20 protein-coding genes and 2 riboswitches are annotated in these 24,064 nt (G+C 44.6%); of the genes, 18 read left to right on the forward strand and 2 right to left on the reverse strand.

Features of this window, described 5'->3' with window-relative positions:
* Positions 1–20 precede the first annotated feature (20 nt).
* From R8695_RS07030 to R8695_RS07090, 13 genes are all read left to right on the forward strand, one after another.
* Positions 21–833, forward strand: a complete 813-nt coding sequence (locus tag R8695_RS07030; RefSeq protein WP_154779978.1) for a GTP pyrophosphokinase — start codon at positions 21–23, stop codon at positions 831–833.
* A 38-nt stretch (positions 834–871) separates the two neighbouring features.
* The gene (locus R8695_RS07035; protein WP_154779977.1) at positions 872–2,764 is read left to right on the forward strand and encodes a YgiQ family radical SAM protein; all 1,893 of its coding nucleotides are present in this window, start codon (positions 872–874) and stop codon (positions 2,762–2,764) included.
* A complete protein-coding gene (locus R8695_RS07040; protein ID WP_154779976.1) occupies positions 2,761–3,375 on the forward strand; it encodes a hypothetical protein in 615 nt (204 codons plus the stop codon). The genes R8695_RS07035 and R8695_RS07040 overlap by 4 nt, the downstream gene beginning before the upstream one ends.
* A gap of 46 nt (positions 3,376–3,421) precedes the next feature.
* Entirely contained in the window at positions 3,422–4,444 is a 1,023-nt protein-coding gene (locus R8695_RS07045; RefSeq protein WP_154779975.1) for an RluA family pseudouridine synthase, read from the forward strand.
* Complete coding sequence (gene lepB / locus R8695_RS07050; protein WP_154779974.1) at positions 4,371–4,952, forward strand: signal peptidase I; 582 nt, start codon at positions 4,371–4,373, stop codon at positions 4,950–4,952. Before R8695_RS07045 ends, lepB begins: the two co-directional genes overlap by 74 nt.
* A gap of 24 nt (positions 4,953–4,976) precedes the next feature.
* Complete coding sequence (locus R8695_RS07055; RefSeq protein ID WP_118508987.1) at positions 4,977–5,510, forward strand: Holliday junction resolvase RecU; 534 nt, start codon at positions 4,977–4,979, stop codon at positions 5,508–5,510.
* A gap of 154 nt (positions 5,511–5,664) precedes the next feature.
* Entirely contained in the window at positions 5,665–6,783 is a 1,119-nt protein-coding gene (gene hisZ / locus R8695_RS07060; RefSeq protein ID WP_118508986.1) for an ATP phosphoribosyltransferase regulatory subunit, read from the forward strand.
* A gap of 3 nt (positions 6,784–6,786) precedes the next feature.
* On the forward strand, positions 6,787–7,434 hold the full coding sequence (gene hisG, locus R8695_RS07065; RefSeq protein WP_118508985.1) for an ATP phosphoribosyltransferase: 648 nt from the start codon (positions 6,787–6,789) through the stop codon (positions 7,432–7,434).
* A gap of 1 nt (position 7,435) precedes the next feature.
* A complete protein-coding gene (hisD, locus tag R8695_RS07070) occupies positions 7,436–8,746 on the forward strand; it encodes a histidinol dehydrogenase (RefSeq protein WP_118508984.1) in 1,311 nt (436 codons plus the stop codon).
* Positions 8,747–8,751: 5 nt separating this feature from the next.
* Complete coding sequence (hisB, locus tag R8695_RS07075; protein ID WP_118508983.1) at positions 8,752–9,342, forward strand: imidazoleglycerol-phosphate dehydratase HisB; 591 nt, start codon at positions 8,752–8,754, stop codon at positions 9,340–9,342.
* A 53-nt stretch (positions 9,343–9,395) separates the two neighbouring features.
* A complete protein-coding gene (gene hisIE, locus R8695_RS07080; protein ID WP_154779973.1) occupies positions 9,396–10,676 on the forward strand; it encodes a bifunctional phosphoribosyl-AMP cyclohydrolase/phosphoribosyl-ATP diphosphatase HisIE in 1,281 nt (426 codons plus the stop codon).
* A 74-nt stretch (positions 10,677–10,750) separates the two neighbouring features.
* Positions 10,751–10,927, forward strand: a riboswitch (cobalamin riboswitch).
* Between the two features lie 163 nt (positions 10,928–11,090).
* The gene (locus R8695_RS07085; RefSeq protein WP_118508981.1) at positions 11,091–12,494 is read left to right on the forward strand and encodes a sirohydrochlorin cobaltochelatase; all 1,404 of its coding nucleotides are present in this window, start codon (positions 11,091–11,093) and stop codon (positions 12,492–12,494) included.
* An 87-nt stretch (positions 12,495–12,581) separates the two neighbouring features.
* A complete protein-coding gene (locus R8695_RS07090; protein ID WP_118508980.1) occupies positions 12,582–13,535 on the forward strand; it encodes a hypothetical protein in 954 nt (317 codons plus the stop codon).
* A gap of 61 nt (positions 13,536–13,596) precedes the next feature.
* Here the strand turns inward: R8695_RS07090 and R8695_RS07095 are convergent, their stop codons facing one another.
* Positions 13,597–16,095 carry an Ig-like domain-containing protein gene (locus tag R8695_RS07095; RefSeq protein ID WP_154779972.1) on the reverse strand — a complete coding sequence of 833 codons (2,499 nt, stop codon included), beginning with the start codon at positions 16,093–16,095 and terminating at the stop codon, positions 13,597–13,599.
* 311 nt (positions 16,096–16,406) lie between these two features.
* Positions 16,407–16,588: riboswitch (cobalamin riboswitch) on the forward strand.
* A 181-nt stretch (positions 16,589–16,769) separates the two neighbouring features.
* Here R8695_RS07095 and R8695_RS07100 point away from each other — a divergent pair.
* On the forward strand, positions 16,770–19,913 hold the full coding sequence (locus R8695_RS07100; RefSeq protein ID WP_154779971.1) for a TroA family protein: 3,144 nt from the start codon (positions 16,770–16,772) through the stop codon (positions 19,911–19,913).
* A gap of 15 nt (positions 19,914–19,928) precedes the next feature.
* Positions 19,929–21,092: an ABC transporter substrate-binding protein gene (locus tag R8695_RS07105; protein ID WP_118508978.1), complete on the forward strand. Its 1,164-nt coding sequence runs from the start codon at positions 19,929–19,931 to the stop codon at positions 21,090–21,092.
* Between the two features lie 12 nt (positions 21,093–21,104).
* On the opposite strand, the gene R8695_RS17865 is transcribed toward R8695_RS07105, so the two are convergent.
* Complete coding sequence (locus R8695_RS17865) at positions 21,105–21,185, reverse strand: hypothetical protein (RefSeq protein ID WP_416385738.1); 81 nt, start codon at positions 21,183–21,185, stop codon at positions 21,105–21,107.
* On the opposite strand from R8695_RS17865, the gene R8695_RS07110 reads away from it, so the two are divergent.
* The 3 genes from R8695_RS07110 to loaP all read left to right on the forward strand — a co-directional run bounded on the left by R8695_RS07110 (position 21,149) and on the right by loaP (position 24,055).
* Positions 21,149–22,171 carry a FecCD family ABC transporter permease gene (locus R8695_RS07110; protein ID WP_195978285.1) on the forward strand — a complete coding sequence of 341 codons (1,023 nt, stop codon included), beginning with the start codon at positions 21,149–21,151 and terminating at the stop codon, positions 22,169–22,171. The two genes, R8695_RS17865 and R8695_RS07110, sit on opposite strands and share 37 nt — an antisense overlap.
* A 1-nt stretch (position 22,172) precedes the next feature.
* Entirely contained in the window at positions 22,173–23,294 is a 1,122-nt protein-coding gene (locus tag R8695_RS07115) for an ABC transporter ATP-binding protein (RefSeq protein WP_154779969.1), read from the forward strand.
* A gap of 251 nt (positions 23,295–23,545) precedes the next feature.
* Complete coding sequence (gene loaP / locus R8695_RS07120) at positions 23,546–24,055, forward strand: antiterminator LoaP (protein WP_154779968.1); 510 nt, start codon at positions 23,546–23,548, stop codon at positions 24,053–24,055.
* Positions 24,056–24,064: the final 9 nt, after the last annotated feature.

Below are 24,064 nucleotides of genomic sequence, written 5' to 3' on the forward strand. Positions count from 1 at the left end.
AATGCAAGGAGCGAGTGAAAATGGAAATACAGTTATGGAGAAGCATTTTATGCCCGTATGAACTGGCTGTGAGAGAGCTGGAAGTGAAATTTAATCATATTATTGAGGAATGTAAAGAAAATGATATATACTGCCCCATCGAACAGGTAGAAGGCAGAGTGAAAAGTGTAAGCAGCATTCTGGAGAAAATGCAGCGCAAACATATCCCCATGGAGCGCATGGAAGAAGAGGTGGAGGATATTGCAGGCGTGCGTATTATCTGCCAGTTTGAAGAAGATATTGAGACAGTTGCTTCTCTGATCCAGAAAAGAAGCGACATGATCATAAAAAGTGAGAAAAATTATCTGAAACATATCAAACAGAGCGGATACAGAAGTTACCATCTGATCATTTATTACACGGTAGATACAGTAAAAGGCCCCAAGAAACTTCAGGCGGAAATCCAGATCCGTACCATGGCCATGAATTTCTGGGCTACCATCGAGCATTCCCTTCAGTACAAATATAAAGGGGATATGCCGGAACATGTAGCAGAGCGTTTGAGTAAAGCCGCAGATGCGATCAATGCCCTTGACAGAGAGATGTCTTCTGTAAGAAATGAGATCATGGATGCACAGAATTCCTCCCAGATGCAGTCCAATCTGGTGAAAGATATCCTGATCAATATCGAGAATCTTTACAAGCTGGCTAACAAGAGGGAGATCATGAAGATCCAGGACGAATTCCTGCGAGTGTTCAGAACCAAAGATCTCCAGCAGCTGGAGCGCTTCCACAGACAGCTTGACATTATCTCAGAGGGTTACCGTGCGCAGGCTGTATATCACCATGTATGACATGCCTTTCATAAGTAATTACATACGAGGAAATATAAATGCAGGATTTTTTACCGGTAAATAAAAAAGAAATGAAAGAGAGGGGATGGGAACAGGCAGACTTTGTCTACGTGATAGGGGATGCCTATGTGGACCATCCTTCCTTTGGTGCGGCCATTATCAGCAGACTGTTGGAAAGCCGCGGATATAAAGTGGGGATCATCAGTCAGCCGGACTGGAGAAAGAAAGAGAGTATACAGGTATTCGGCGAACCCAGGCTGGGATTTCTGGTTACAGCCGGAAATATGGATTCCATGGTCAATCATTACACTGTGTCGAAGAAGCACAGACAGAAGGATTCCTATTCCCCGGGAGGGCAGATGGGACTTCGTCCGGACAGGGCTGCTATTGTATACAGCAACCTGATCCGTCAGACCTATAAACATACTCCCATCATTCTGGGCGGTATTGAGGCAAGCCTCAGACGTATGGCACATTATGACTACTGGGAGAATAAAGTCAAACACAGTATACTGATCGATTCCGGAGCAGACCTGATCTCCTACGGAATGGGAGAACATTCCATTATAGAGATAGCAGAATCCCTGGAGAGCGGGATTCCGGTGGAAGAGATCACCTATATCGCAGGAACTGTTTTCAAGTGTAAAGATCTGGACCGTGTGTACGAGCCCATTGTTCTTCCTTCTTATGAAGAAGTAAAAGAGGACAAAAAGACCTACGCGGACAGCTTTGCCATACAATACCAGAATACGGACCCGTTCAGCGCCAGACCAATGGCGGAATTTTACGGAAGCAGGGGATATGTGGTACAGAATCCTCCGGCACTGCCGCTGTCGCAGGAGGAAATGGATGATGTCTATGCACTTCCCTATACAGAAAGAGTTCATCCCATGTATGAGAAACAGGGCGGGATCCCGGCACTGGAAGAGATTAAATTCAGCCTGACGAGCAACAGAGGATGCTTCGGAGGTTGTAATTTCTGTGCCCTGACATTTCATCAGGGAAGGATCCTGCAGACCAGAAGCCATGAATCCCTGATCGAAGAGGCTGAGCGTATGACAAGGGATCCTGAATTTAAAGGATACATTCACGATGTAGGCGGGCCTACTGCTGATTTCCGTCAGCCATCCTGTCAGAAACAGCTGACCAAGGGAGTATGTAAGAACAGACAGTGCCTTTTCCCGGAACCATGTAAGAACCTGAAGGTGGATCATTCAGACTATGTGACACTGCTTCGCAAACTGCGCCAGATCCCGGGAGTTAAGAAAGTATTTATCCGCTCCGGTGTCCGCTTTGACTATGTGGTGGCAGACAGGGACAAAACATTTCTGAATGAACTTGTGGAACATCATGTCAGCGGCCAGCTCCGTGTGGCACCGGAACATGTATCTGATCAGGTACTGAAATATATGGGGAAACCCTGCCACAGTGTTTATGAAGAGTTTCTGCGGGAGTATGATAAGGCAAATAAAAGGACAGGCAGACAGCAGTATGCAGTGCCCTACTTTATGTCTTCCCATCCGGGCTGTACCATGAAAGAGGCTGTGAAGCTGGCGGAATATGTAAGAGATCTGGGATTTACCCCGGAACAGGTGCAGGATTTTTACCCTACACCATCCACTCTTTCTACCTGTATGTATTATACAGGGATCCATCCCCTCACAGGCGAAAAGGTATATGTGCCCAGAAATCCCCATGAAAAAGCCATCCAGCGTGCACTGATGCAGTACAAGAATCCTGAAAACAGAGAACTGGTCCTGGAAGGGCTGAAGCTTGCAGGGCGTATGGATCTGGTAGGTTACGGGCCGAAATGTCTGATCCGTCCCATCCGTGAGAAACAGGAGAAAAAGAACGGAAATGATCGAAGAAATCAGAACAGGAAAACCATTCGAAATGTACACAAGAAGAACCCTAAAGGAGGGCGCAGATGACAAAAAAGAAGAGAATTCCCAAGGGAGAATGGGGATATTTTAAAAGTGAGAAGAAAAGACGCATGATCATCACGGCAGTATTGTTTGCAGTACCGCTGTTTATCTTTTTTACTTCCTGGATCTATTTTAAGACCAGAATGACCATCTGGACAGTTGTGGCAGTGGTAGGATGTCTTCCGGCATGCAAATCCGCAGTGAGCCTGATCATGATCCTGAAATGCAGACCACTGGATGAGACATTATATAAGAAAATCCGGGAACATCAGGACAGACTTGACATGGCATATGAGATGTATATGACCTTTTATGAAAAAAGTGCTTACATTGATGCAGTGGCAGTCTGCGGAAACACAGTAGCAGCCTACAGCAGCGATCCGAAGATCAATGCAGCCTTTATGGAGGAAAATGCCCAGAAGATCATCCGCAAAAACGGTTATAAAGCAACTGTAAAAATCTTTACAGACCTCCGTCCGTTTCTGGAGCGTCTGGATTCCATGAATGCCCATAAGGAATCTCTGGAAGAAGGAATTAAATTCACTCCGGATGAAAAATACCCGGATCTTTCCAGAAATGAACTGATCCGCCAGACCATACTGGCTATCTGTTTATAAGATCATGACAGAGTCATCGCATAACAGACAGGAGTCACAGTGACGAATGAAAGAATTTATTATAGAAGAAAATGAAGCCGGACAGCGCTTCGACAAATACCTGGCAAAGCTTCTTCGTGAAGCACCCAAGAGCTTTTTCTACAAAATGCTCCGCAAAAAGAACATTACCCTGAACGGAAAAAAAGCTACAGGAAATGAGAAACTTCAAAAGGGGGATGCCGTTAAGCTGTTCCTGAGTGATGAAACCTTCGGGAAGTTTGCAGGAAATACCCAGGTGGAAAGGGCTTACTGTCAGCTGGATATTATTTATGAGGATAAGGATATAGTGGTGATCAACAAACCGGCAGGAATGCTTTCCCAGCCTGCGGACGATGGAACGCCATCTCTGGTAGAATATCTCATTGGATATCTGCTGCAGAAAGGTGATCTGACAGAAGAACAGCTGCAGACATTCCGTCCATCTGTGTGCAACCGTCTGGACCGCAATACCAGCGGCATGGTATGCGCGGGCAAAAGTCTGGCAGGCCTGCAGTTTCTGTCAGAAATTTTTCACGACCGCACCCTTCATAAATATTATCTGTGCCTGGTAAAAGGCAAAATAGAAAAGAAATCCCATATCAAAGGCTGGCTGCACAAGGATCAGAAAACCAACAAAGTGACAGTAAGCCGGGAGAAAATACCGGATTCCCTTGCTATAGAAACAGGCTACCGGCCTCTTGGAAATAACGGCAGGGTCACTTTGCTTGAAGTGGAGCTGCTCACAGGAAGAACCCACCAGATCCGTGCCCATTTAAGCAGTATCGAACATCCCCTGCTGGGAGACGGGAAATACGGAGACAGGGAATTTAACAGGCAGTATACAGGTGAAGGTGTGAAATATCAGCTTCTTCATGCATATAAACTTGTCATTCCCCAGACAGGGCAGACATTCACGGCACCTGTCCCGGAGCTGTTTTATCATATTATCACAGAAGAACATCTGGAGGAGGCATATCATGAAAATCTGGAGAGAAATATGGGATTACGCCAGGATGATCATACTGGTGGTGATCGTTGTGACACTCATTAACAATATTGTGCTGATCAATGCAAAGATTCCCTCAGAGTCTATGGAAAATACCATTATGACCGGCGACCGCATCTTCGGTTACAGGCTTGCTTATGGCCTGAATATAGATCTTTTCGGACATGAGATCAATAAAAAGTTCAAAGATCCTCAGAGATTTGATATCATTATCTTTAAGTATCCGGATGATGAAAGCCAGCTGTTTATCAAACGTATCATCGGGCTTCCCGGGGAAAAAGTTCAGATCACAAACGGTAAAGTCTATATCAATGATTCCGAAACTCCCCTGGATGACAGTTTCGTGGCTGAAGTTCCCAGAGGAAACTTCGGACCCTATGAGGTGCCGGAAGACAGCTATTTCGTAATGGGTGACAACCGCAATCATTCCAGGGATTCCCGCTACTGGAAAACAAGTAATTTCGTAACCTATGACGAGATCGTGGGAAAGGCTGTTGTGCGGTATTATCCATCCATAAAACTGTTAAACAACTATAAAGAGAAAGAACAGTAAAAAACGGGCAAAGGAGGAAACATTTTGGCAACCTGGAATAGCAGAGGCCTGAGAGGTTCAACTCTGGAGGAACTGGTAAACCGGACCAATGAACAATACAGGGAAAAAGGACTGGCACTGATCCAGAAAATTCCCACACCTATCACACCGGTCCGTATGGATAAAAATAACCGTCACATCACACTGGCATATTTTGAACAGAAGAGTACGGTGGATTATATCGGAGCAGTACAGGGGATCCCTGTATGCTTCGATGCAAAAGAATGCTGCACGGATACCTTTCCTCTGGCCAATATTCATTCCCATCAGGTGGAATTTATGGAAGCCTTTGAGAAGCAGGGCGGTGTGGCATTTTTTCTTATTTTTTTCAGCCATGAGAATCTGTTTTATTATCTTACCCTGAGAGAACTGATAACTTTCTGGAAACGAATGGAACAGGGCGGCAGGAAAAGCTTCCGGAGAGAAGAACTTACAGCTGAGTACTATCTTGGCAGGAAAGGCGGCTTTTTAGTTCCGTATCTGGAAGGAATCCAGAAAGATTTAAGCCACAGGGATTGACAATTGTGGAAATACACTTTATAATTTTATCTAGTTTTCCGTATCAGTATGATAATATGGTAGCACGTTAATGGAATAAAGCACGCAACAGAAGATCATATATCCGGAAAGACTGCCGCTGGCAGTTCGTATCACAGATGAGGAGGATTATACAATGCAGCGTATTTTTCATACACCTGAAGGTGTAAGGGACATTTACAATGGCGAATGCAGCCAGAAACGGAAGGTACAGGAGAAGATCCATCGTGTTTTCCATCAGTATGGCTATGAAGATATAGAGACACCGACCTTTGAATATTTTGAGGTTTTCAGCCGTGAGGTAGGAACCATTCCTTCCAGGGAGCTGTATAAATTTTTTGACAGAGAGGGAAATACGCTGGTGTTAAGACCTGACTTTACCCCGTCTGTTTCCAGGGCCTGCGCCACTTATTTTAACCCGGACGAAGAGCCGGTGAGCCTGTGCTATACAGGAAATACCTTTATCAATAACTCTAGTTACAGAGGACGTCTGAAAGAAACCACTCAGATGGGCGTAGAACATATCGGAGATGAATCCGCAGATGCAGATGCAGAACTTCTGGCCATGACTGTGGAGTGTCTTCTGGCAGCAGGACTGACAGAGTTCCAGGTCAGTGTAGGACAGGTGGATTATTTCAAATCCCTGTTAAAAGAAGCTGAACTTGATACAGAAGCAGAAGAGAGACTCCGTACCCTGATCTCCCAGAAGAATTCCTTCGGTGTAGAGGAATTTGTGGAAGAGCAGAAATTAAAAGAAGGAATTGCCAGGGCTTTCGTGGAGATCCCGCAGATGTTTGGATCCGCAGATGTATTAAAGAAGGCCAGAAGCCTTACCAACAATGCACGTGCACTGGAAGCAGTTGCCAGACTGGAAGAGATTTATGAGATCCTGAAGATCTATGGATATGAGAAATATGTTTCTTTTGATTTCGGCATGCTGAGTAAATATCAGTATTACACAGGAATCATTTTCCAGGCATATACTTATGGTACAGGCGAGCCTATGATCAAAGGCGGACGCTATAATGGCCTGATGAAACACTTCGGGAAACCGGCGGCTTCCATCGGTTTTGCCATTGAAGTGGATAACCTTCTTCTTGCGCTGTCCAGCCAGAAACTGCTCTCTGAGAAAGATGAGAAACCGGAAGTGATCCTTTATGAAGCTCAGGAACGTGCAGAGGCTATTGAGAAGGCAAGAAAACTCCGTGCCCAGGGACACAGTGTTTCATTACGTTTGAAGAAGGAGGTCAGATAAGCCATGAGATACCTGACATTTGCACTGACAAAAGGCAGACTTGCAAACAAGACAATGGAGATGTTCGAGAGAGCCGGAATCACCTGCGAAGAGATGAAAGACAAGGATTCCCGTAAGCTCATTTTCGTAAATGAAGAATTAAAGATGAAATTTTTCCTTTCAAAAGGTCCGGATGTTCCTACTTATGTAGAATACGGAGCAGCTGATATCGGAATCGTTGGAAAAGATACCATTCTGGAAGAAGGCCGTAAGCTTTATGAGGTAATGGACCTGGGTTTCGGCAAATGTAAGATGTGCGTCTGCGGACCGGAAAGTGCCAGAGAAGTTCTGGAGAATAACCAGCTTATCCGTGTAGCTACGAAATACCCGAATATTGCGAAGGATTATTTCTACAACAGAAAGCATCAGACTGTAGATATTATTAAATTAAACGGATCTATCGAACTGGCACCTATCGTAGGGCTGTCCGAAGTGATCGTGGATATTGTGGAGACAGGCAGCACACTTCGTGAAAACGGCCTGAGTGTCCTGGAAGAGGTTTGCCCGCTGTCCGCACGTATGGTAGTAAATCAGGTAAGCATGAAGATGGAGAACGAGAGGATCCGCAAGCTTATCGATGACTTAAGAAAAGTTCTGCAGGAGGGAATTTAAAATGCGTAAGGTAACATTAACAAAAGAGTCAACAAAAGATATTCTGGAGAGCCTTCTGAAAAGAAGCCCTAATAATTATGGTAAATTCGAATCCACAGTAGCAGAGATCCTGGCAAAGGTGAAAAGCGAGGGAGATGCAGCCCTCTTTGCATACACAAAGGAATTTGACAAAGCAGAGGTAAACAAAGAGAACATCCGTGTTACAGAAGTTGAGATCCAGGAAGCCTATGACAAGATTGATCCGGCACTTCTGGAAGTGATCCGCAAGGCACTGGTAAACATCCGTAAATACCACGAGAAACAGATCCAGAACAGCTGGTTCACCAGTGAGACAAACGGAACCATGCTTGGACAGAAAGTGACACCATTAAACCGTGTAGGTGTTTATGTACCAGGGGGAAAGGCTGTGTATCCATCCTCTGTATTAATGAATATCGTACCTGCAAAAGTAGCAGGAGTACCGAACATCGTAATGACCACACCTCCTGGAAAGGACGGCAAGATCTGCGCATCCACACTGGTAGCTGCGAAGGAAGCAGGAGCAGATGAGATCTATAAAGTGGGCGGAGCACAGGCTATTGGAGCGCTTGCCTTCGGAACAGAAAGCATCCCGAAAGTAGATAAGATCGTAGGACCGGGAAATATTTTCGTGGCACTTGCCAAGAAAGCAGTTTACGGATATGTAAGCATCGATTCTATTGCAGGCCCAAGTGAGATCCTGGTGCTGGCAGATGAGACAGCTAATCCACATTTCGTAGCTGCAGACCTTCTTTCCCAGGCAGAACATGATGAACTTGCCTGTGCGATCCTGATCACTACCAGCAGAGAATTCGCAGATAAAGTAGACGAAGAAGTGAAGGGTTTTGTGGAAGTACTTTCCAGAAAAGAGATCATCCAGAAATCACTGGATAATTTCGGCTACATCCTGATTGCAGAAGATATGGAGGAAGCCATCGAAGCTGCCAATGAGATTGCTCCGGAACATATGGAGATCGTAACAGCCAATCCGTTCGAGGACATGATGAAAGTGAAGAACGCAGGAGCCATCTTTATCGGAGAATACAGCTCTGAACCGCTGGGCGATTATTTCGCAGGTCCGAACCACGTACTTCCTACCAATGGAACAGCCAAATTCTTCTCTGCTCTTTCTGTAGATGACTTTATTAAGAAATCAAGTATTGTTTATTATTCCAGGGCGGCACTCCGTGATATTCACAAAGATATCATTCAGTTTGCCACATCCGAGCAGCTGACTGCACATGCCAATTCCATTGCAGTACGTTTCGAGGACGAAGATAAAGAGGAGAAATAAGAACCATGGCCAGAGAAGCATCAGTGGAAAGAAATACAAAAGAAACAGAGATCAAATTAAAGATCAATCTGGATGGAACCGGATATTCAGATATCGAGACGGGTGTGGGATTTTTTAACCACATGCTGGATGGATTTACCAGACATGGACTCTTCGACCTCAGTGTGAGAGTACACGGGGATCTGAAGGTGGATGATCATCACACTATCGAAGATACGGGAATTGTTCTGGGAACAGCCCTGAAAGAAGCCATCGGAGATAAAAAAGGTATCAAAAGATACGGAAGCTGCATTCTTCCTATGGATGAATGCCTGGTGTTATGTGCCATTGACCTGTCAGGAAGACCATATTTTGTCTGGGATGCAGAATTTACCACAGACAGGATCGGAGATATGTCCGCAGAGATGGTGAAAGAATTTTTCTATGCAGTTTCCTATTCCTGCGGAATGAATCTTCATATAAAAGTGTTAAGCGGCGGTAACAATCATCATATGGCAGAAGCTATGTTCAAAAGCTTCGCCAAGGCGCTGGATGCAGCCACATCTTTTGACCCGAGGATCACGGATGTGCTTTCCACCAAGGGAAGTCTGGCATGAGTCTGCATCAGATACAACAGATATCTGATATATAAAGAAGGAGAAACATACCTATGAAAAAATTAATGATTCCCTGTCTGTATCTTCAGTCTGAAAAAGCAGTGACAGGATTCGGACAGAGAAATCTCTTTGGCGACGGTGATGTGGAGAAGCTGGCACGTTTTTACAGTGATAACGGGGCAGATGAACTTCTGGTATTTGACTTTTCTGTGGGAGACCGGGAGCATGATGCTGCGATTGGCAGGATCAGGGATATCTGTTATGCCTCCGAGATCCCGGTGATCGGAGCCGGTAATATCAAACGGGCAGAAGATGTAAAGAAACTGATCTATGCAGGCTGTGGGAAAGTTGTGCTGAACTTCTCCAAACAGAGCAATATTGATCTGCTGGAAGAAGTTTCCCTGCGCTTCGGAAAAGAGAAAATGATGGTCAGCATTTCAGCAGCAGAAGAATTTGCAGCACATAAAGAACTGATCGAAACTTGTGCCCAGGGCGTTCTGGCACTGGACACAGTACAGGATTCCATTGCACAGCTGTCTTCCATACCCATCGTTCTTCACACAGATGAGAGCAAGGAGGCAGAACTCGTAAAACTGTTGCAGACAGGTGCTGTAGGCGGTTTAAGCGGCGCATATGTCAGCAATCCGGATACTGCGCTGGTGGAATTTAAGGCACTTCTGAGAGAACAGGGAATACCGGTACAGACCTTCGAGAGCAGTATTGCCTGGTCTGATTTCAAACTGAACAGCGACGGAATGGTTCCGGTGATCGTACAGGATTATAAGACGGATGAAGTTCTGATGCTGGCATATATGAATGAAGAAGCATTTGAAACTACTTTAAAAAGCGGCAAGATGACCTACTGGAGCAGAAGCCGCAATGAACTGTGGACCAAAGGACTTACCTCCGGTCATCTGCAGTATGTGAAATCCCTGACCCTGGACTGCGACAATGACACGATTCTGGCCAGGGTATCCCAGATCGGTGCAGCCTGCCATACAGGAAACCGCACCTGTTTCTTCAAGACTCTGGTAAAAAAAGAATATGATGATACCAATCCTCTGCGTGTATTCCAGGATGTCTACGATGTGATCATGGACAGAAAAGAGAATCCGAAAGAGGGTTCTTATACCAATTACCTTTTCGACAAAGGACTGGACAAGATCCTGAAGAAAGTAGGAGAAGAATGTACGGAGATCGTCATTGCAGCGAAAAATCCGGACAAAGAAGAAGTGAAATATGAGATTTCAGATTTCCTTTATCATATGATGGTACTGATGGCTGAAAAAGGTGTCACCTGGGATGAAATTGTAAAAGAACTTGCAAGAAGGTAAAAAAGGTAACTGCATACAGACTTGACATATGACCATTTTTGTGATAAAAAGATAATATCCGAATTGAATATGTGCAATGGTTATAACGTTAAGGTCGCATTGTAATATTGATGCACAAAAGAGAATCCGGTGTGAATCCGGAACGATACCGTCACTGTGTATGGGAGCTATATTCAGAAACCACTGGGAAACCGGGAAGGGAATGTAGCGATGAACGAAGTCAGGAGAACTGCCTTAATGTGGAATTTCAGGTCTGCGGTTTACAGTACCTATATTCTCATACCGATACATAGCTCTTTTAAAATCACATTCAGGTGATACCGTGTATTATATGGGAAAATAGCAGTCGCAGAAGATGTGGCTGCTTTTTTGCATACATTAGTCCGGAAATATAGATTAAAAGAGGAAAAAGAAATGAAAAGAAAATCCATGTTAGCTTTATTACTGGCAGTGTCCATGACCTGTTCCATGACAGCAGCAACAGGTGCAGTAGCTTACGCTTCTGATGATACAGCTACAGAGGAATCAGCAGACGATGCTGATACAACCGATGATGCAGCTGCAGAAGATACAGATGCAGAAGATACAGCAGATGACGCTGACGCAGCAGACACAGAAGAAGCTTCTGATGATGACCAGAAAGCAGCAGACGAAGTAGCAGCCCTGATCGACAAGATCTATGTTCAGGAAAGAAATGATACAACTGACGAGGACTGCAAGGCTGCAAAAGAAGCATGGGATAAACTGACAGATGCTCAGAAGGAACTGGTTGAAGGTGAAGAAGCAAGCCCTGAATATTTTGGACGTGATACAGGTGATGCTTCCAAAGATGATCCACGTAATCAGGATGAGATCGGTGAGAACGAACTTCTTGTAGTAAGCTTCGGTACATCCTTCAATGACAGCCGTGCAGAGGATATCAAAGGAATCGAAGACAAACTTGCAGAAGCATTTCCGGATTGGTCTGTAAGACGTGCATTTACAGCACAGATCATCATTAATCATGTAGAAGCAAGAGATGATGAAGTAATCGATAATATGCAGCAGGCACTTGACCGTGCAGTAGATAACGGTGTCAAGAACCTGGTTGTACAGCCTACACATCTGATGCATGGTGCTGAATATGATGAGATGGTAGATGCTGTTAACGGATACAAAGATAAATTTGAATCTATAGCAATCGCAGAGCCGATGCTTGGTGAAGTTGGCGATGACGCTACTGTTATCAACGATGACAAGAAAGCAGTTGCACAGGCAATTACAGATACTGCATGCAAGGAAGCTGGATTCGATGATATGAAAGCAGCAGCAGATGCTGGTACAGCATTTGTATTCATGGGACATGGTACATCTCATACAGCTAACGTAACATATGATCAGATGCAGACACAGATGGAAGACCTTGGACTTACAAACGCTTTCATTGGTACTGTAGAAGGTAAGCCGGAAGATACAGCCTGCGAAGAGGTTATCGCGAAAGTAAAAGATGCAGGATTCAAGAATGTAATCCTTCGTCCTCTGATGGTTGTTGCCGGTGACCACGCTAACAACGATATGGCAGGCGATGATGATGATTCCTGGAAGAGCCAGTTCGAAGCATCTGGAGCATTTGACAGTGTTGAATGCCAGATCGAAGGACTTGGAAGAATCGAAGCAGTAGAAGATCTCTATGTAGAACATACACAGGCAGCTATCGATTCCATTGGAACATCTGATGAAGAGACAACAGACGATGCAGAGGCAGAATCTACAGATGATGCTGCAGCTGATGATACTGCAACAGATGATGCTGCAGAAGAAACAACAGACGCTGAATAATTTTTCAGTTAATCAGAATTTCAGACTGCCCGGATACTTTTATAAGTCTCCGGGCAGATATATTTTCAGAAAAAAGGAGAATCTATTATGAAAAAACGTTCCGTTGCCATGATGATGTCAATGCTTGCACTGTCTGCAGCGCTTGTAAGTACAACTCCTGTTATGGCGAAAACAGATGACACAGAGGAAACAACGACAGAGGAGACCACAGAAGAAGCTGAGGATGGAGAAGCAAAATCAGAAGATGCAGCGAAATCCCAGACTCTCGAAGATGGCGTCTATACAGCTGAGTTTGATACAGACAGCAGTATGTTCCATGTAAACGAAGCTATGGATGGTAAAGGAACCCTGACTGTAAAGGATGGAAAAATGACAATCCATGTATCACTGGCATCCAAAAAAATTGTAAATCTTTTTGCAGGAACTGCTGAAGATGCACAGAAAGAGGGCGCAGAATTATTGGAACCAACTTCTGACAAAGTGACATACAGCGATGGGATGTCTGAAGAGGTATATGGCTTTGATATTCCGGTACCTGCCATTGATGAGGAATTTCAGGTAGCACTGATCGGAACAAAGGGCAAATGGTATGATCATAAAGTAAGCGTTAAGAATCCTGTGAAGGAAGAAGACACAGAGGTTTCCGATGATGCAGAGAAAGATACAGAAAAAACAGAAGGCAAAAAAATCGCAGATCTTGGGGTAGAGGACGGAAGTTATACTGCAGAAGTAACACTTACAGGTGGAACAGGCAGAGCAACTGTAGACTCTCCGGCAGCTATTGAGATCAAAGGAGATGAAGCTACTGCAACCATCGTATGGAGCAGCCCATATTATGACTATATGCTGGTCAATGATGAGAAGTATTTACCTGTAAATAAAGACGGCAATTCCACATTTGAAATTCCGATTGCAGAGTTCGATACAGAGATGGAAGTAACAGCAGATACTACAGCTATGAGTCAGCCTCATGCAATTGACTATACCTTAAACTTTGATTCTTCCACTCTGAAGGAAGCAGAGAAGAAAGATGCGAAATAATAAAGCAGTATAATAAAAACAACCTGCCGGTTTTCCGGCAGGTTGTTTTAGGTTATACTGCTTATTTTACTTTGATGGTAATGGTTGCAGTTTTCTTGGAACCGTCAGTAGCTTTGGCTGTGATTTTTACAGTGCCTTTTTTACCTTTGACAGCTGTTACTTTACCCTTGGAATTAACAGTGGCAATCTTTGTATTGCTGGATGTCCAGGTAAGTTTGGTGTTTGCTTTTCCGTTCTGAGTGGAAACTTTAGCTTTTAATGTTGTGCTCTTGCCGGCTTTGATGGTAGTAGTTCCGGAAAGTTTGATGCTCTTTACAGAACCCTTCATGCAGGTAAGAGTTACTTTTCCGTACTTCTTGCTTCCGTCTTTGGCAGTAGCAGTGATAGTTACAGTTTTGCCTCCTGCGTTCTTTTTGAAGGTTACAAGACCCTTGGAGTCAACAGTAGCATATTTGGTATTGCTGGACTTCCATGTTACAGCCTTGTTGGTAGCCTTGGAAGGAGTTACAGTGGCTTTCAGCTGTACTTTCTTGCCTGCTGCTACATTGCGGGAAGGAGTAGCTGAAACAGCAACTTTTGTTACTTTTACAACTGCTTTCTTAACAGTAACGGTACATGTGGCTTCTACATTGCCAGCCTTTGCAGTGATTACTGCTGTACCTTCTTTAACAGCTGTTACAGTACCATTTTCGGATACTTTGGCAACTTTTGCGTTGCTGGAAGACCATTCTACAGCATCAGTGGTATCTGATGGTGCAACGGTTGCTTTCAGTGTAAAGGATTTACCTGGTTTAAGATTTTTCTTAACTGTATTCAGAGTGATCTCTGTAGCAGGAACCTTAACAGTAACAGTACATTCGGCTTTCACATTGCCGGCAGTAGCAGTGATCACAGCTGTACCTTCTTTGATACCTGTTACAGTACCATCTTCGGATACTGTAGCTACAGTTTCGTCACTGGAAGACCATGTTACGGCATCAGTGGTATCAGCAGGAGTAACAGTAGCTGTCAATTTAAATGTTGTGCCTGCATCCAGTGTCTGGCTGTCTGTGTCCAGAGTGATCTCTGTAGCAGGAACCGATACTGGTGTGACGGTAAGAGTGCTGTTTGTTTTACTGATATTGAAGATACGTTCATACCAGGAGTCATTTCTTACAGAGTGGAAAGAAATGACAACATCTTTTTCAAGGTTATCAGATTTGAATCCATCACCGTCCCCGGAGCCTTCTCTTACTACAAGATCTGCCTTGGTATCAGTGATAGGGGTTGTAGTATCAGCCTTTGCTGCATCTTCAGCGGAACCGATGAAAACTTTATCAAAGCTGGTACTGCCCATGGTCAGATGAAGCACTTCTTCATATCCGTTGGAGTTTGGTCCACCAATGGTTTCCAGGGTAGCAGCATTCAGCCTAAACATTTTAACACTGTTTGATACTGTCAGCTCTCTGGTATAATCATAATCGCCGGTAACCAGAGTCTTGGCTTCTGTATCAATGACTGCCTGACGAGGATAGAAAGCTCTTTCCAGAGTTGATTCACCGTTCTCAAATTTGGTGAGATATTTATTGGAAATAGCTACCAGAGGAAGGTAGGTTTCACCATCTGAAACAGGAATGGTAAATGTCCATACACCATTAACTTCTTCACCTTTGATCCAGTTCTCCTGATTGTTTCCGTTGGCAACGGCTTCTTCATAAGTTCCCTTGTACAGATAATGGTAACCCTTTCCGCTTAAAGTGATGGTCAGAGTTGTACCTGTTTCATCTTTTCTGTAAAGTGCAGAAGTAACTTTGAACATTCCTGTGTTGTTGGTAGGTGTCAGCTGGGCTTTAATAACAGTGGCCGGAACTACATGAATATCAGAAGCTACAGCGTCGGGTTCTGTGGTATCTGCCATAGAAGTGGTATCAAACTGAAGTGCATAGATCTTTCTGTCCCATTGTTTCGGTGGCTTTTTCCACGGGTCAGTCAGATTCTTCTCACTGCTGTATGCCACATAGAGTGTATCAGTAAGAGATTTCACTGGAACTGTATACCAGAGTTCTTTGGTGCCGTCGTCCTTGGTGATGGTTGTAGCCTGATACCAGTCGACTTCATGATTATATACTGCCTCGCGGCTGGTCTCCTCATTGTCATCTGCGAAAGCGATGTAATCTCTTACATCCGAAGTGCTCTGCATACGAACCAGATAAGTTCCATCATCCTGCTGGGTAACAACTACGTTTTTAAAAGCATAGATACCAGTGGTTTTGCCACCTACGGTAACATTGATGGAATGAGTGCGGGATTCTGCATCAGCCTGGTCAGAAACATTTTCTTCAGCGGTGTATTCTACCTCACCTGCGCTGAATACGTCTGTATCCGTAGTGGCTGAATCAAAATCTTCTGAAGCAGAAGCCTCTGTTTCGGCAGAAGTTTCCTCTTCCGGTGTATCTGTAAATTCTGCGCTTGCTGTAAAGTCCGGATTCTCCGCAAAAGCCGGAACTGCAGAAGCAATTGGTGTAGCTGCGACTGATGCGCTGAGCAGCAGTGCAAGCAGGATTTTTCTTCTTTGCTTCATATATATTCTCCTTGCCTATTGATATATTCAGACACGTTTCCGCATGTGTCTGTGGATGGGACTGTTCCGCAGAAATTCATACAATCCAATTCTCATGATAGCACTAAAATTGTTAAAAAACAACAAAATATAAGAAAATAATAGTATATATGCTGTATACTGGTAACTGTTCACACACCACTATCCCGCGAGGCGTTTTGGCATGAATATGCCAAATATATGTGGATCATGAAAACCATTCTGCACTATGTTTATTGTGAAGAGATTATAGTGGAATGCTTGCACAGTACAGTGATATTTGCTATAATGTAAAGAAATATAGGAACTTCAGTGCCAGTATTTCTGGGCAAAAGGGAATCAGGTGTAAGTCCTGAACGATCCGGTCACTGTAAGCATAAGAGATGACCATAACAGCCATTGCATAAGATGTGAGAAGGCATGGTCAGGCAGTTAATTTGTAAGTCAGGAAACCTGCTGAAGGATCAGTGAATCGCTTCCGATGAAAGCAGAAATTCACAAAAACGAAACATCCGGCCGTCAGGAAAGAGATGTTTTATTTGTGCGAATAAAGTCTACTCATCTAAAAGGGAGTAGGCTTTTTTGTGAGAAAGTATACTTTTGAGAAAGTACAGTCCTATATTGTAATCTTAATTATAAAAAAGGAGAGAAAAAGTATGCAGGCGAAAAAATTTCTTGCCACTCTGCTCGCAGTGACAATGACCGCAGCGCCCACAGTTCCGTATCCAGTATCCGCGGCAGAAACCGAGGTGCACGGAGAAAATGACAGACAGGTACAGGAAGAAGAACAAAGTACAGAGGAAACTACACAGACAGAAAGCACAGAAGATACAGAACAGGAGATACAGCTGAATGAAGAATTCCTGCAGATCCTGTCAAAAACGGCAGTCTGGGATGGAGATTCTATTCTGATCGATGTTGTATCAGCAAACACAGAATACAATAAACTTTATATCGGCAGCCGTACAGATGAGGAAAAGGATCCGGTGATCGAAGGCGTGCAGGATGAAGAAGGAAATTATCATTACCGTTTCTACATTGATCCTGCAGATCTGGGAAAAAAGGCAGCCTATGTTCCATGCAGCACAGACACCGGCGAATGGTATGATGCAGAAGATCTTTATCTGCAGCTTCCTGAAGAGGCAGAGCAGGAAACAGGGGATGATGTAGGCGATGATATAGAGAATACAGCGGACAACGACGCGCAGGATGCAGAGGACACAGCAGACACAGAAGATACTTCCTCAGATGATGAAGCAGACAGCAGTACCGTAGATGATGAAAACGGAACACTTTCCCCATCACACGGTGATTCCCAGGAGGATTCCATGTGGAAGATCGATGGTCTGGAAGAAGACAGTGATGAGGCAGATGAAGATTTTTACAGGATTGACGGCCTGGAGGAAGACTCTGAAGATGCAGAAGAAACTCAGAATACAGAAGAATCTGAAGATCCAGCAGGACCTCTGGTATCAGCAGCTTTCCAGGCGATGACAGATGGAACCTATCAGGCAGATGATTTCTCCTTTACAGGAGGAACAGGAAAGACGAAGATCACCTGCGAGAATATTATCGTACGGGATGGAATGCTTTATGCAACCATTAAATTCAGCAGCACCAAATTTATCCGTCTGATCGTAGGCGGTGTAGAATATCAGTCGACCAGCAATGAAGGCGGATCTTACTTCGAGATTCCTGTGAAGGTAAATACGGATATGGATATCACTGGCACCACTATTGCCATGGAAGAACCCCATGATATCACTTATACCATACATATTACCAAGGAAGGTTTTGTAAATCCTTCCATTACACCGATGCCGGGTCCAACAGCTACCCCGGTACCTGTAAAAACGCCAACTCCAACGCCCAAGCCAACAGCGACTCCTACCCCGAAGCCTACTCAGACGCCGTCCACTACTGTACCGAAAGACGGAACTTATACAGGATCTGTAGAGCATATATCCGGTACGGCCACTATGTTTAAGATCATTGACTGTAAGATCAAAGTCAAAAAGGGAAAGATCACAGCTACGATCACATTAAGCGGCACAGGCTATGACAAGCTGTTTTTGGGAACAAAGAAAGCAGCCCTGAAAGCAAGTGACAGTAAACTGATCCCATATAAAGTGAATAAAAATGGCCAGTATACCTATGAAGTACCGCTGTCAGGTTTGAATAAAGACATTAAATTGGCAGCACGTTCCCACCGTTATTATGAAGCCGGTGAGAAAGATAAGATGTGGTATGATCATACTCTGAAATTTACGGCAGATACCGGAAATTCAGGAAGTGCAACCCCTACCCCGACTCCAACCCGGACTCCAGCTAAGACACCGACGCCAAGTCCGACTCCAACTCCGTCTTCAGGCGGTGAAAGCGGAACAGGTGGTGGAAGCAATTCCGGAGGCGGAGGCAGCACTGGCGGTAATACCTCAGGTGGAAACAATAATTATTCCTCGAAGACAGACGGCCAGACCAGCCAGGTAGATTCTTCAGCAGGAGGATTAAAGGACGGCGAATACGGTTCCGGAGATTTCTCTTTCTCATGGGAAGGTGGAACAGGAACTCATGGTCTGAATATTACCTGTGACAAGATCAGTGTAGAAAGCGGACAGGCATGGGCATATGTTACATTCAGCAGCAGTAAATGGATTTATCTGAAGGCAAGCGGAAATCAGTATGATCCGGTAGAACAGGGAAGTGATTACACAACCTTCAAGATCCCTGTACAGTTAAATGCCAACAATAAAGTAGTAGGCTGCACCACAGCCATGTCCAAACCATATGAGATCGAATATACTCTCTATTTCGGTATGGATATTCCGGACAGCAGCTCAGGCAGCGGCAGTACTTCTTCTGTCAGTGCAAAATCAGCAGCTGGCACAGACAGTTCCAAGAAAGTAGAAAAAGGGGAAGAAGCCGAAACAGATGCAGGTACTGTATACATGGATGAGAATGCACCGAAGATCACAGGTCTGGAATACCAGAGTTCTCTGAAACTGGAGCATTCTAAATTGTTTAAACTTCATTATTATAATAATGATATGACGGTCCTGGAAATTACTGTGAAAGAGAATGCAGACAAGAAAGCAGGTACAGACAGCACAGCGGATACTGCAGCAGAGACAGAAACTCAGACAGAGACAGCAGCGGACACTGTGAAAACTTCCAGTGGTTCCGGTTCTGAAGAGGGAGAGGAAGGAAGCTCTGCCACAGAACAGGATTATGCGAAACTGTATAAGAATGATACAATCCAGTATCTCCTGGTACCAGAGGACAAAAAGGATCAGATCCCTGCAGGAATCGACAAGTCCATTATCGTAGTCCAGCTTCCGGTGGATAAATCCTATATAGCATCCGACATAGCACTGGAAATGATCGATAAGATCAGTGCAGATAAAAATGTAGCAGCTGTTTCTGCGGCCAAAGATGACTGCAAAGTAGATAATATCAAGAAATCACTGGAAAAGGGAGAAATCATTTCTGCCGGAACTTATGATAAAGTGGATCTGAAGTCTCTGCTGAAAGCAAAGTGCAATCTGGCAGTGATCCCGTCCGATATTTTAAAGGAGGAGAAAACTGATCAGACTTCAGCAGATTCTGATGAGACAGCTATGACAGAGCTGGCAGGTAAATTTGCGATCCTTAAGATCCCGGTGATCATTGACCGCTCAAAAGATGAAGAAGACACCCTTGCGAAATATGAATGGAGCAAAGTATACGGCGCACTTTTCGGATGCGAAAAAGAAGCAGCCAAGCTCTATGAATCCGCAGTAAAAGCACATGACAAAGAATAATACAAGGAGAAAATCATGAGAGAAAAAAAATTACATATGCTGTTTATCCCTCTTCTGGCAGCTTGTATGTTTCTGGCAGCAATTTTCGGCTATACATACAGTGTAAAAGCAGAAGATGAATCCTCTGCTCCGAAGATCGAGGGACTGGAATTTCAGTCAGAAATGGAAAATCAGTTTGCAGAATGTTTCCATATTTATTATTACAATGATGATTATACATTGATCGATGTACCGGGCAGCGGACAGTTCCTTCTGGTTCCGGAAGGAAAGACTGCTCCGGAGGGATTGGATGAAAACATTGTAGTCCTGCAGAAACCGCTGGACAAGATTTACCTGGCAGCTACTTCCTCCATGGCGCTGTTTTCCGCTCTGGATGCCCTGGATCACATTAAATTTTCCTCTCTTCAGGAATCCGGCTGGTATGTAGACACAGCCAAACAGGCGATGGAAAACGGAGATATCGTATTCGCAGGAAAGTACAGTGAACCGGATTATGAACTTCTGGTAAATTCTGAATGTAACCTGGCGATTGAATCAACCATGATCCTCCACACTCCAAAGGTGCAGGATATGATCGAACAGATGGGAATCCCTGTATTTACAGACCGTTCCAGTTATGAAACACATCCTCTCGGAAGAACGGAATGGATCAAGGTTTATGCAGAGATGGTAGATAAGAGAGAGGAAGCGCAGAAGTTCTTTGACGAACAGGCGAAGATCATTACACAGCTGAAGGATTTCAAGAATACAGAGAAAACAGTTGCCTTTTTCTATATGAGTTCTGACGGTTCTGTAGTAGTGAGAAAACCAGATGATTATGTACCGAAGATGATCGAGATCGCAGGTGGACGTTATGTTCCGACCAAGGTAAGTTCGGATGAAGAACTGAAACGTTCCTCCATTCCTATGACAATGGAAGAATTCTACACCCAGGCTATTGATGCAGATTATCTGGTGTATAACGGAACTATCGATGACCCTATCAACAGTGTAGATGAGCTGCTGCAGAAGAGCGAACTTTTCGCAGACTTCAAGGCTGTCAAAGAAGGAAATGTATGGTGTGCGGGCAAATATCTCTATCAGGCTACAGATATTGTAGGAAATATGATCACAGACCTGCATCTTATGCTGACTGGCGGAGATGAAAGCCAGATGACCTTTATGACAAAAATCGACTAAGTACAGGAGAAATTATGACGAAACAACAAACAGGTGGAAGCACCGGAACCTTCCATATGGAGAATTTCCGGAGGCGTTCACGTTATGCAGCAGTTTTTGCGGCACTGGCAGCAGCACTTTTTGCCATCCTGGTGCTGAACATTAATACAGGTACTACGAATATTCCGGTTTCACGTATTCTGAGGATTATTTTCCTGCGGGATGGTGCACAGACAGAATATAATATTATCTGGAAGATCCGAATGCCACGTCTGCTCATGGCAGCGATCCTGGGAGGGGCACTTTCCCTCTCAGGATTTCTGTTGCAGACATTTTTCGAAAATCCTATTGCAGGTCCTTATCTGCTGGGTATTTCATCTGGTGCGAAGATGGTAGTAGCCCTGGCGATGATCTACTTCCTGGAGAAATTTAACAAAGTTTCTTCCTATACACTGGTAATCGCTGCTTTTATCGGATCCCTTATCGCTACAGGATTTATTCTCCTGGTATCCAGACGGATCAAACATATGGCCACTCTGCTGATCGCAGGTACGATGATCGGATATATCTGTTCTGCGATCACGGATTTTGTGATCACTTTCGCGGAGGATTCAGATATTATCAATCTTCACGGATGGTCACAGGGAAGTTTCTCCGGTATGAGCTGGAGCAATGTAAGAGTTGCATCCGTGATCATCGCTGTAGCAGTGATTTTGACCTTTTTGCTTTCCAAACCTATCGGAGCATATCAGCTGGGAGAAGCCTATGCACAGAGCATGGGTGTAAATATCAAAGTATTCCGTGTGACACTGATCCTGCTGTCCAGTATTCTTTCTGCGACTGTCACAGCATTTGCAGGACCGATCTCCTTCGTGGGAATCGCAGTGCCTCACCTGGTAAAGCAGGCGCTGAACACTTCCAGGCCGCTGGTAGTCATACCTGGAACTTTCCTTGGGGGAGCAGTATTCTGTATGCTCAGTGACCTGATCGCACGTACCGCTTTCGCACCGCTGGAACTGAATATCAGTACAGTGACTTCCATCTTCGGTGCACCGGTGGTGATCGCGATGATGCTGAAACGTCAGAAAGGAAAACAGTGATATGGCAGAACAATATATAAATATGGACAATCTGGCGGTAGGCTATAATGGCAAAGCACTGATCCATGATATCTGCATCGGCATTGAAAAAGGAGAGATCGTAACCCTGATCGGCCCAAACGGCGCAGGGAAATCCACCATCCTGAAAAGTATCACCCGCCAGTTAAAGATCATTTCCGGAAATGTGACTATTGCAGAAGAAAACCTGACCAAACTGTCTTTCCGTGATCTTTCTACGAAAATGGCGGTGGTTCTTACCGAACGTATGAAACCGGAGCTTATGACCTGCCATGATATTGTAGCTACCGGACGTTATCCCTATACCGGAAAGCTGGGAATCTTAAGCAGGGAAGACGAGCAGAAAGTAGATGAAGCCATGGAAGCTGTCCATGCCCAGGAATTGGGAGACAGGGATTTCAATGCCATCAGTGACGGACAGCGACAGAGAGTTCTTCTGGCCCGTGCCATCTGCCAGGAACCGGAGATCATTATTCTGGATGAGCCGACCTCATTCCTGGATGTACGTTATAAACTGGAACTGCTTTCCATACTCAGGGATATGGCGAAGAGAAAAGGCATCACTGTGATCATGTCCCTTCATGAGATCGATCTGGCAGAGAAAGTGGCAGACAAGATTATTTGCGTGAAGGGAGATCGCATTGCACATTATGGAAAGCCGGAGACCATTTTCAAAGAAGACGTCATCCGTGATCTCTACGGGATCGACAACGGATATTTCGACCCTGTATTCGGAAGCCTGGAACTTCCCAGACCGGAAGGCAAGCCACGGGTTCTGGTGATATCCTCTGGTGGAACAGGAATTCCGGTCTACAGGGAACTTCAGAAAAAGAACATTCCCTTCGCAGCAGGGATCCTTTATACCAATGACATCGACTATCAGCTTGCACGGCTTCTGGCAGTACGCACGGTAACAGAGAAACCTTTCGAACCGGTGAGCAGCCAGGCTTTGGCAGAGGTGATGGAGCTGGCAGATTCCTGTGAAAAGGTCATTAACGCCGGAGTGACCATCGGAACAGGCAATAAAAAGCTGGAAGAACTTCTGGCAAAGGCATCCAGTCTGGGAAAACTGGAAGCGTACAGAACGGATCCAGATGAAAAATAATACAAAAAAATTGTATTTCCCTCATCAATCTTATATAATTTTGATGAATTATTTCAAATCTATTGCAAATTTCTGTCGGATTATATATACTGTAACAGAATAGACAGGAAATCTAAGTAAGTAAATCTATTGTCTTTAAATCGTCGCTTTGCCGCGTTTAAGGGTATGGATGGACATATTCTAAAACTATAAATTCGCATGAAACATGGCGAAATGGCGAAGCATACCATAAATGGAGGTAAAAAGATCCTATGTGGTATGTTATGCAGGTGCGGACAGGCACCGAGGAAAATATCCGCTGTCAGTGTCAGCGGATCATCAGCAGTGACGTTCTGGAGCGCTGCTTTATCCCTTACTACCAACAAAAGAAACGATTTCGAGGCGAATGGCATATTCAGGAGAGAATCCTCTTTCCTGGGTATGTCTTTTTAATTGCCCGAAATCTGGAAATACTGATCGACAATCTGAAGCAGGTGATCGGCCTGACCAGACTCATAGGCACAGGAGACGAGATTGTCCCTTTGTCCCAGGAGGAAATCGACCTTCTGCTGAGAATGGGAAGTGACAGCCAGCTTGTGGAAATGTCTTCCGGAATCATCGAAAATGACAGAGTACAGGTTCTCTCAGGCCCCCTGAAAGGCATGGAGGGCAGTATCTGCAAGATCGACCGGCATAAGAGAATGGCATATTTGGAAGTAGAGATGTTCGGCCGGACGGTGGAGATGAAAGTCGGTCTGGAGATTGTCTCGAAGAAGGGATAACTCTTACAT

It is taken from the genome of Blautia luti (assembly GCF_033096465.1).
GTDB lineage: Bacteria > Bacillota > Clostridia > Lachnospirales > Lachnospiraceae > Blautia_A > Blautia_A luti.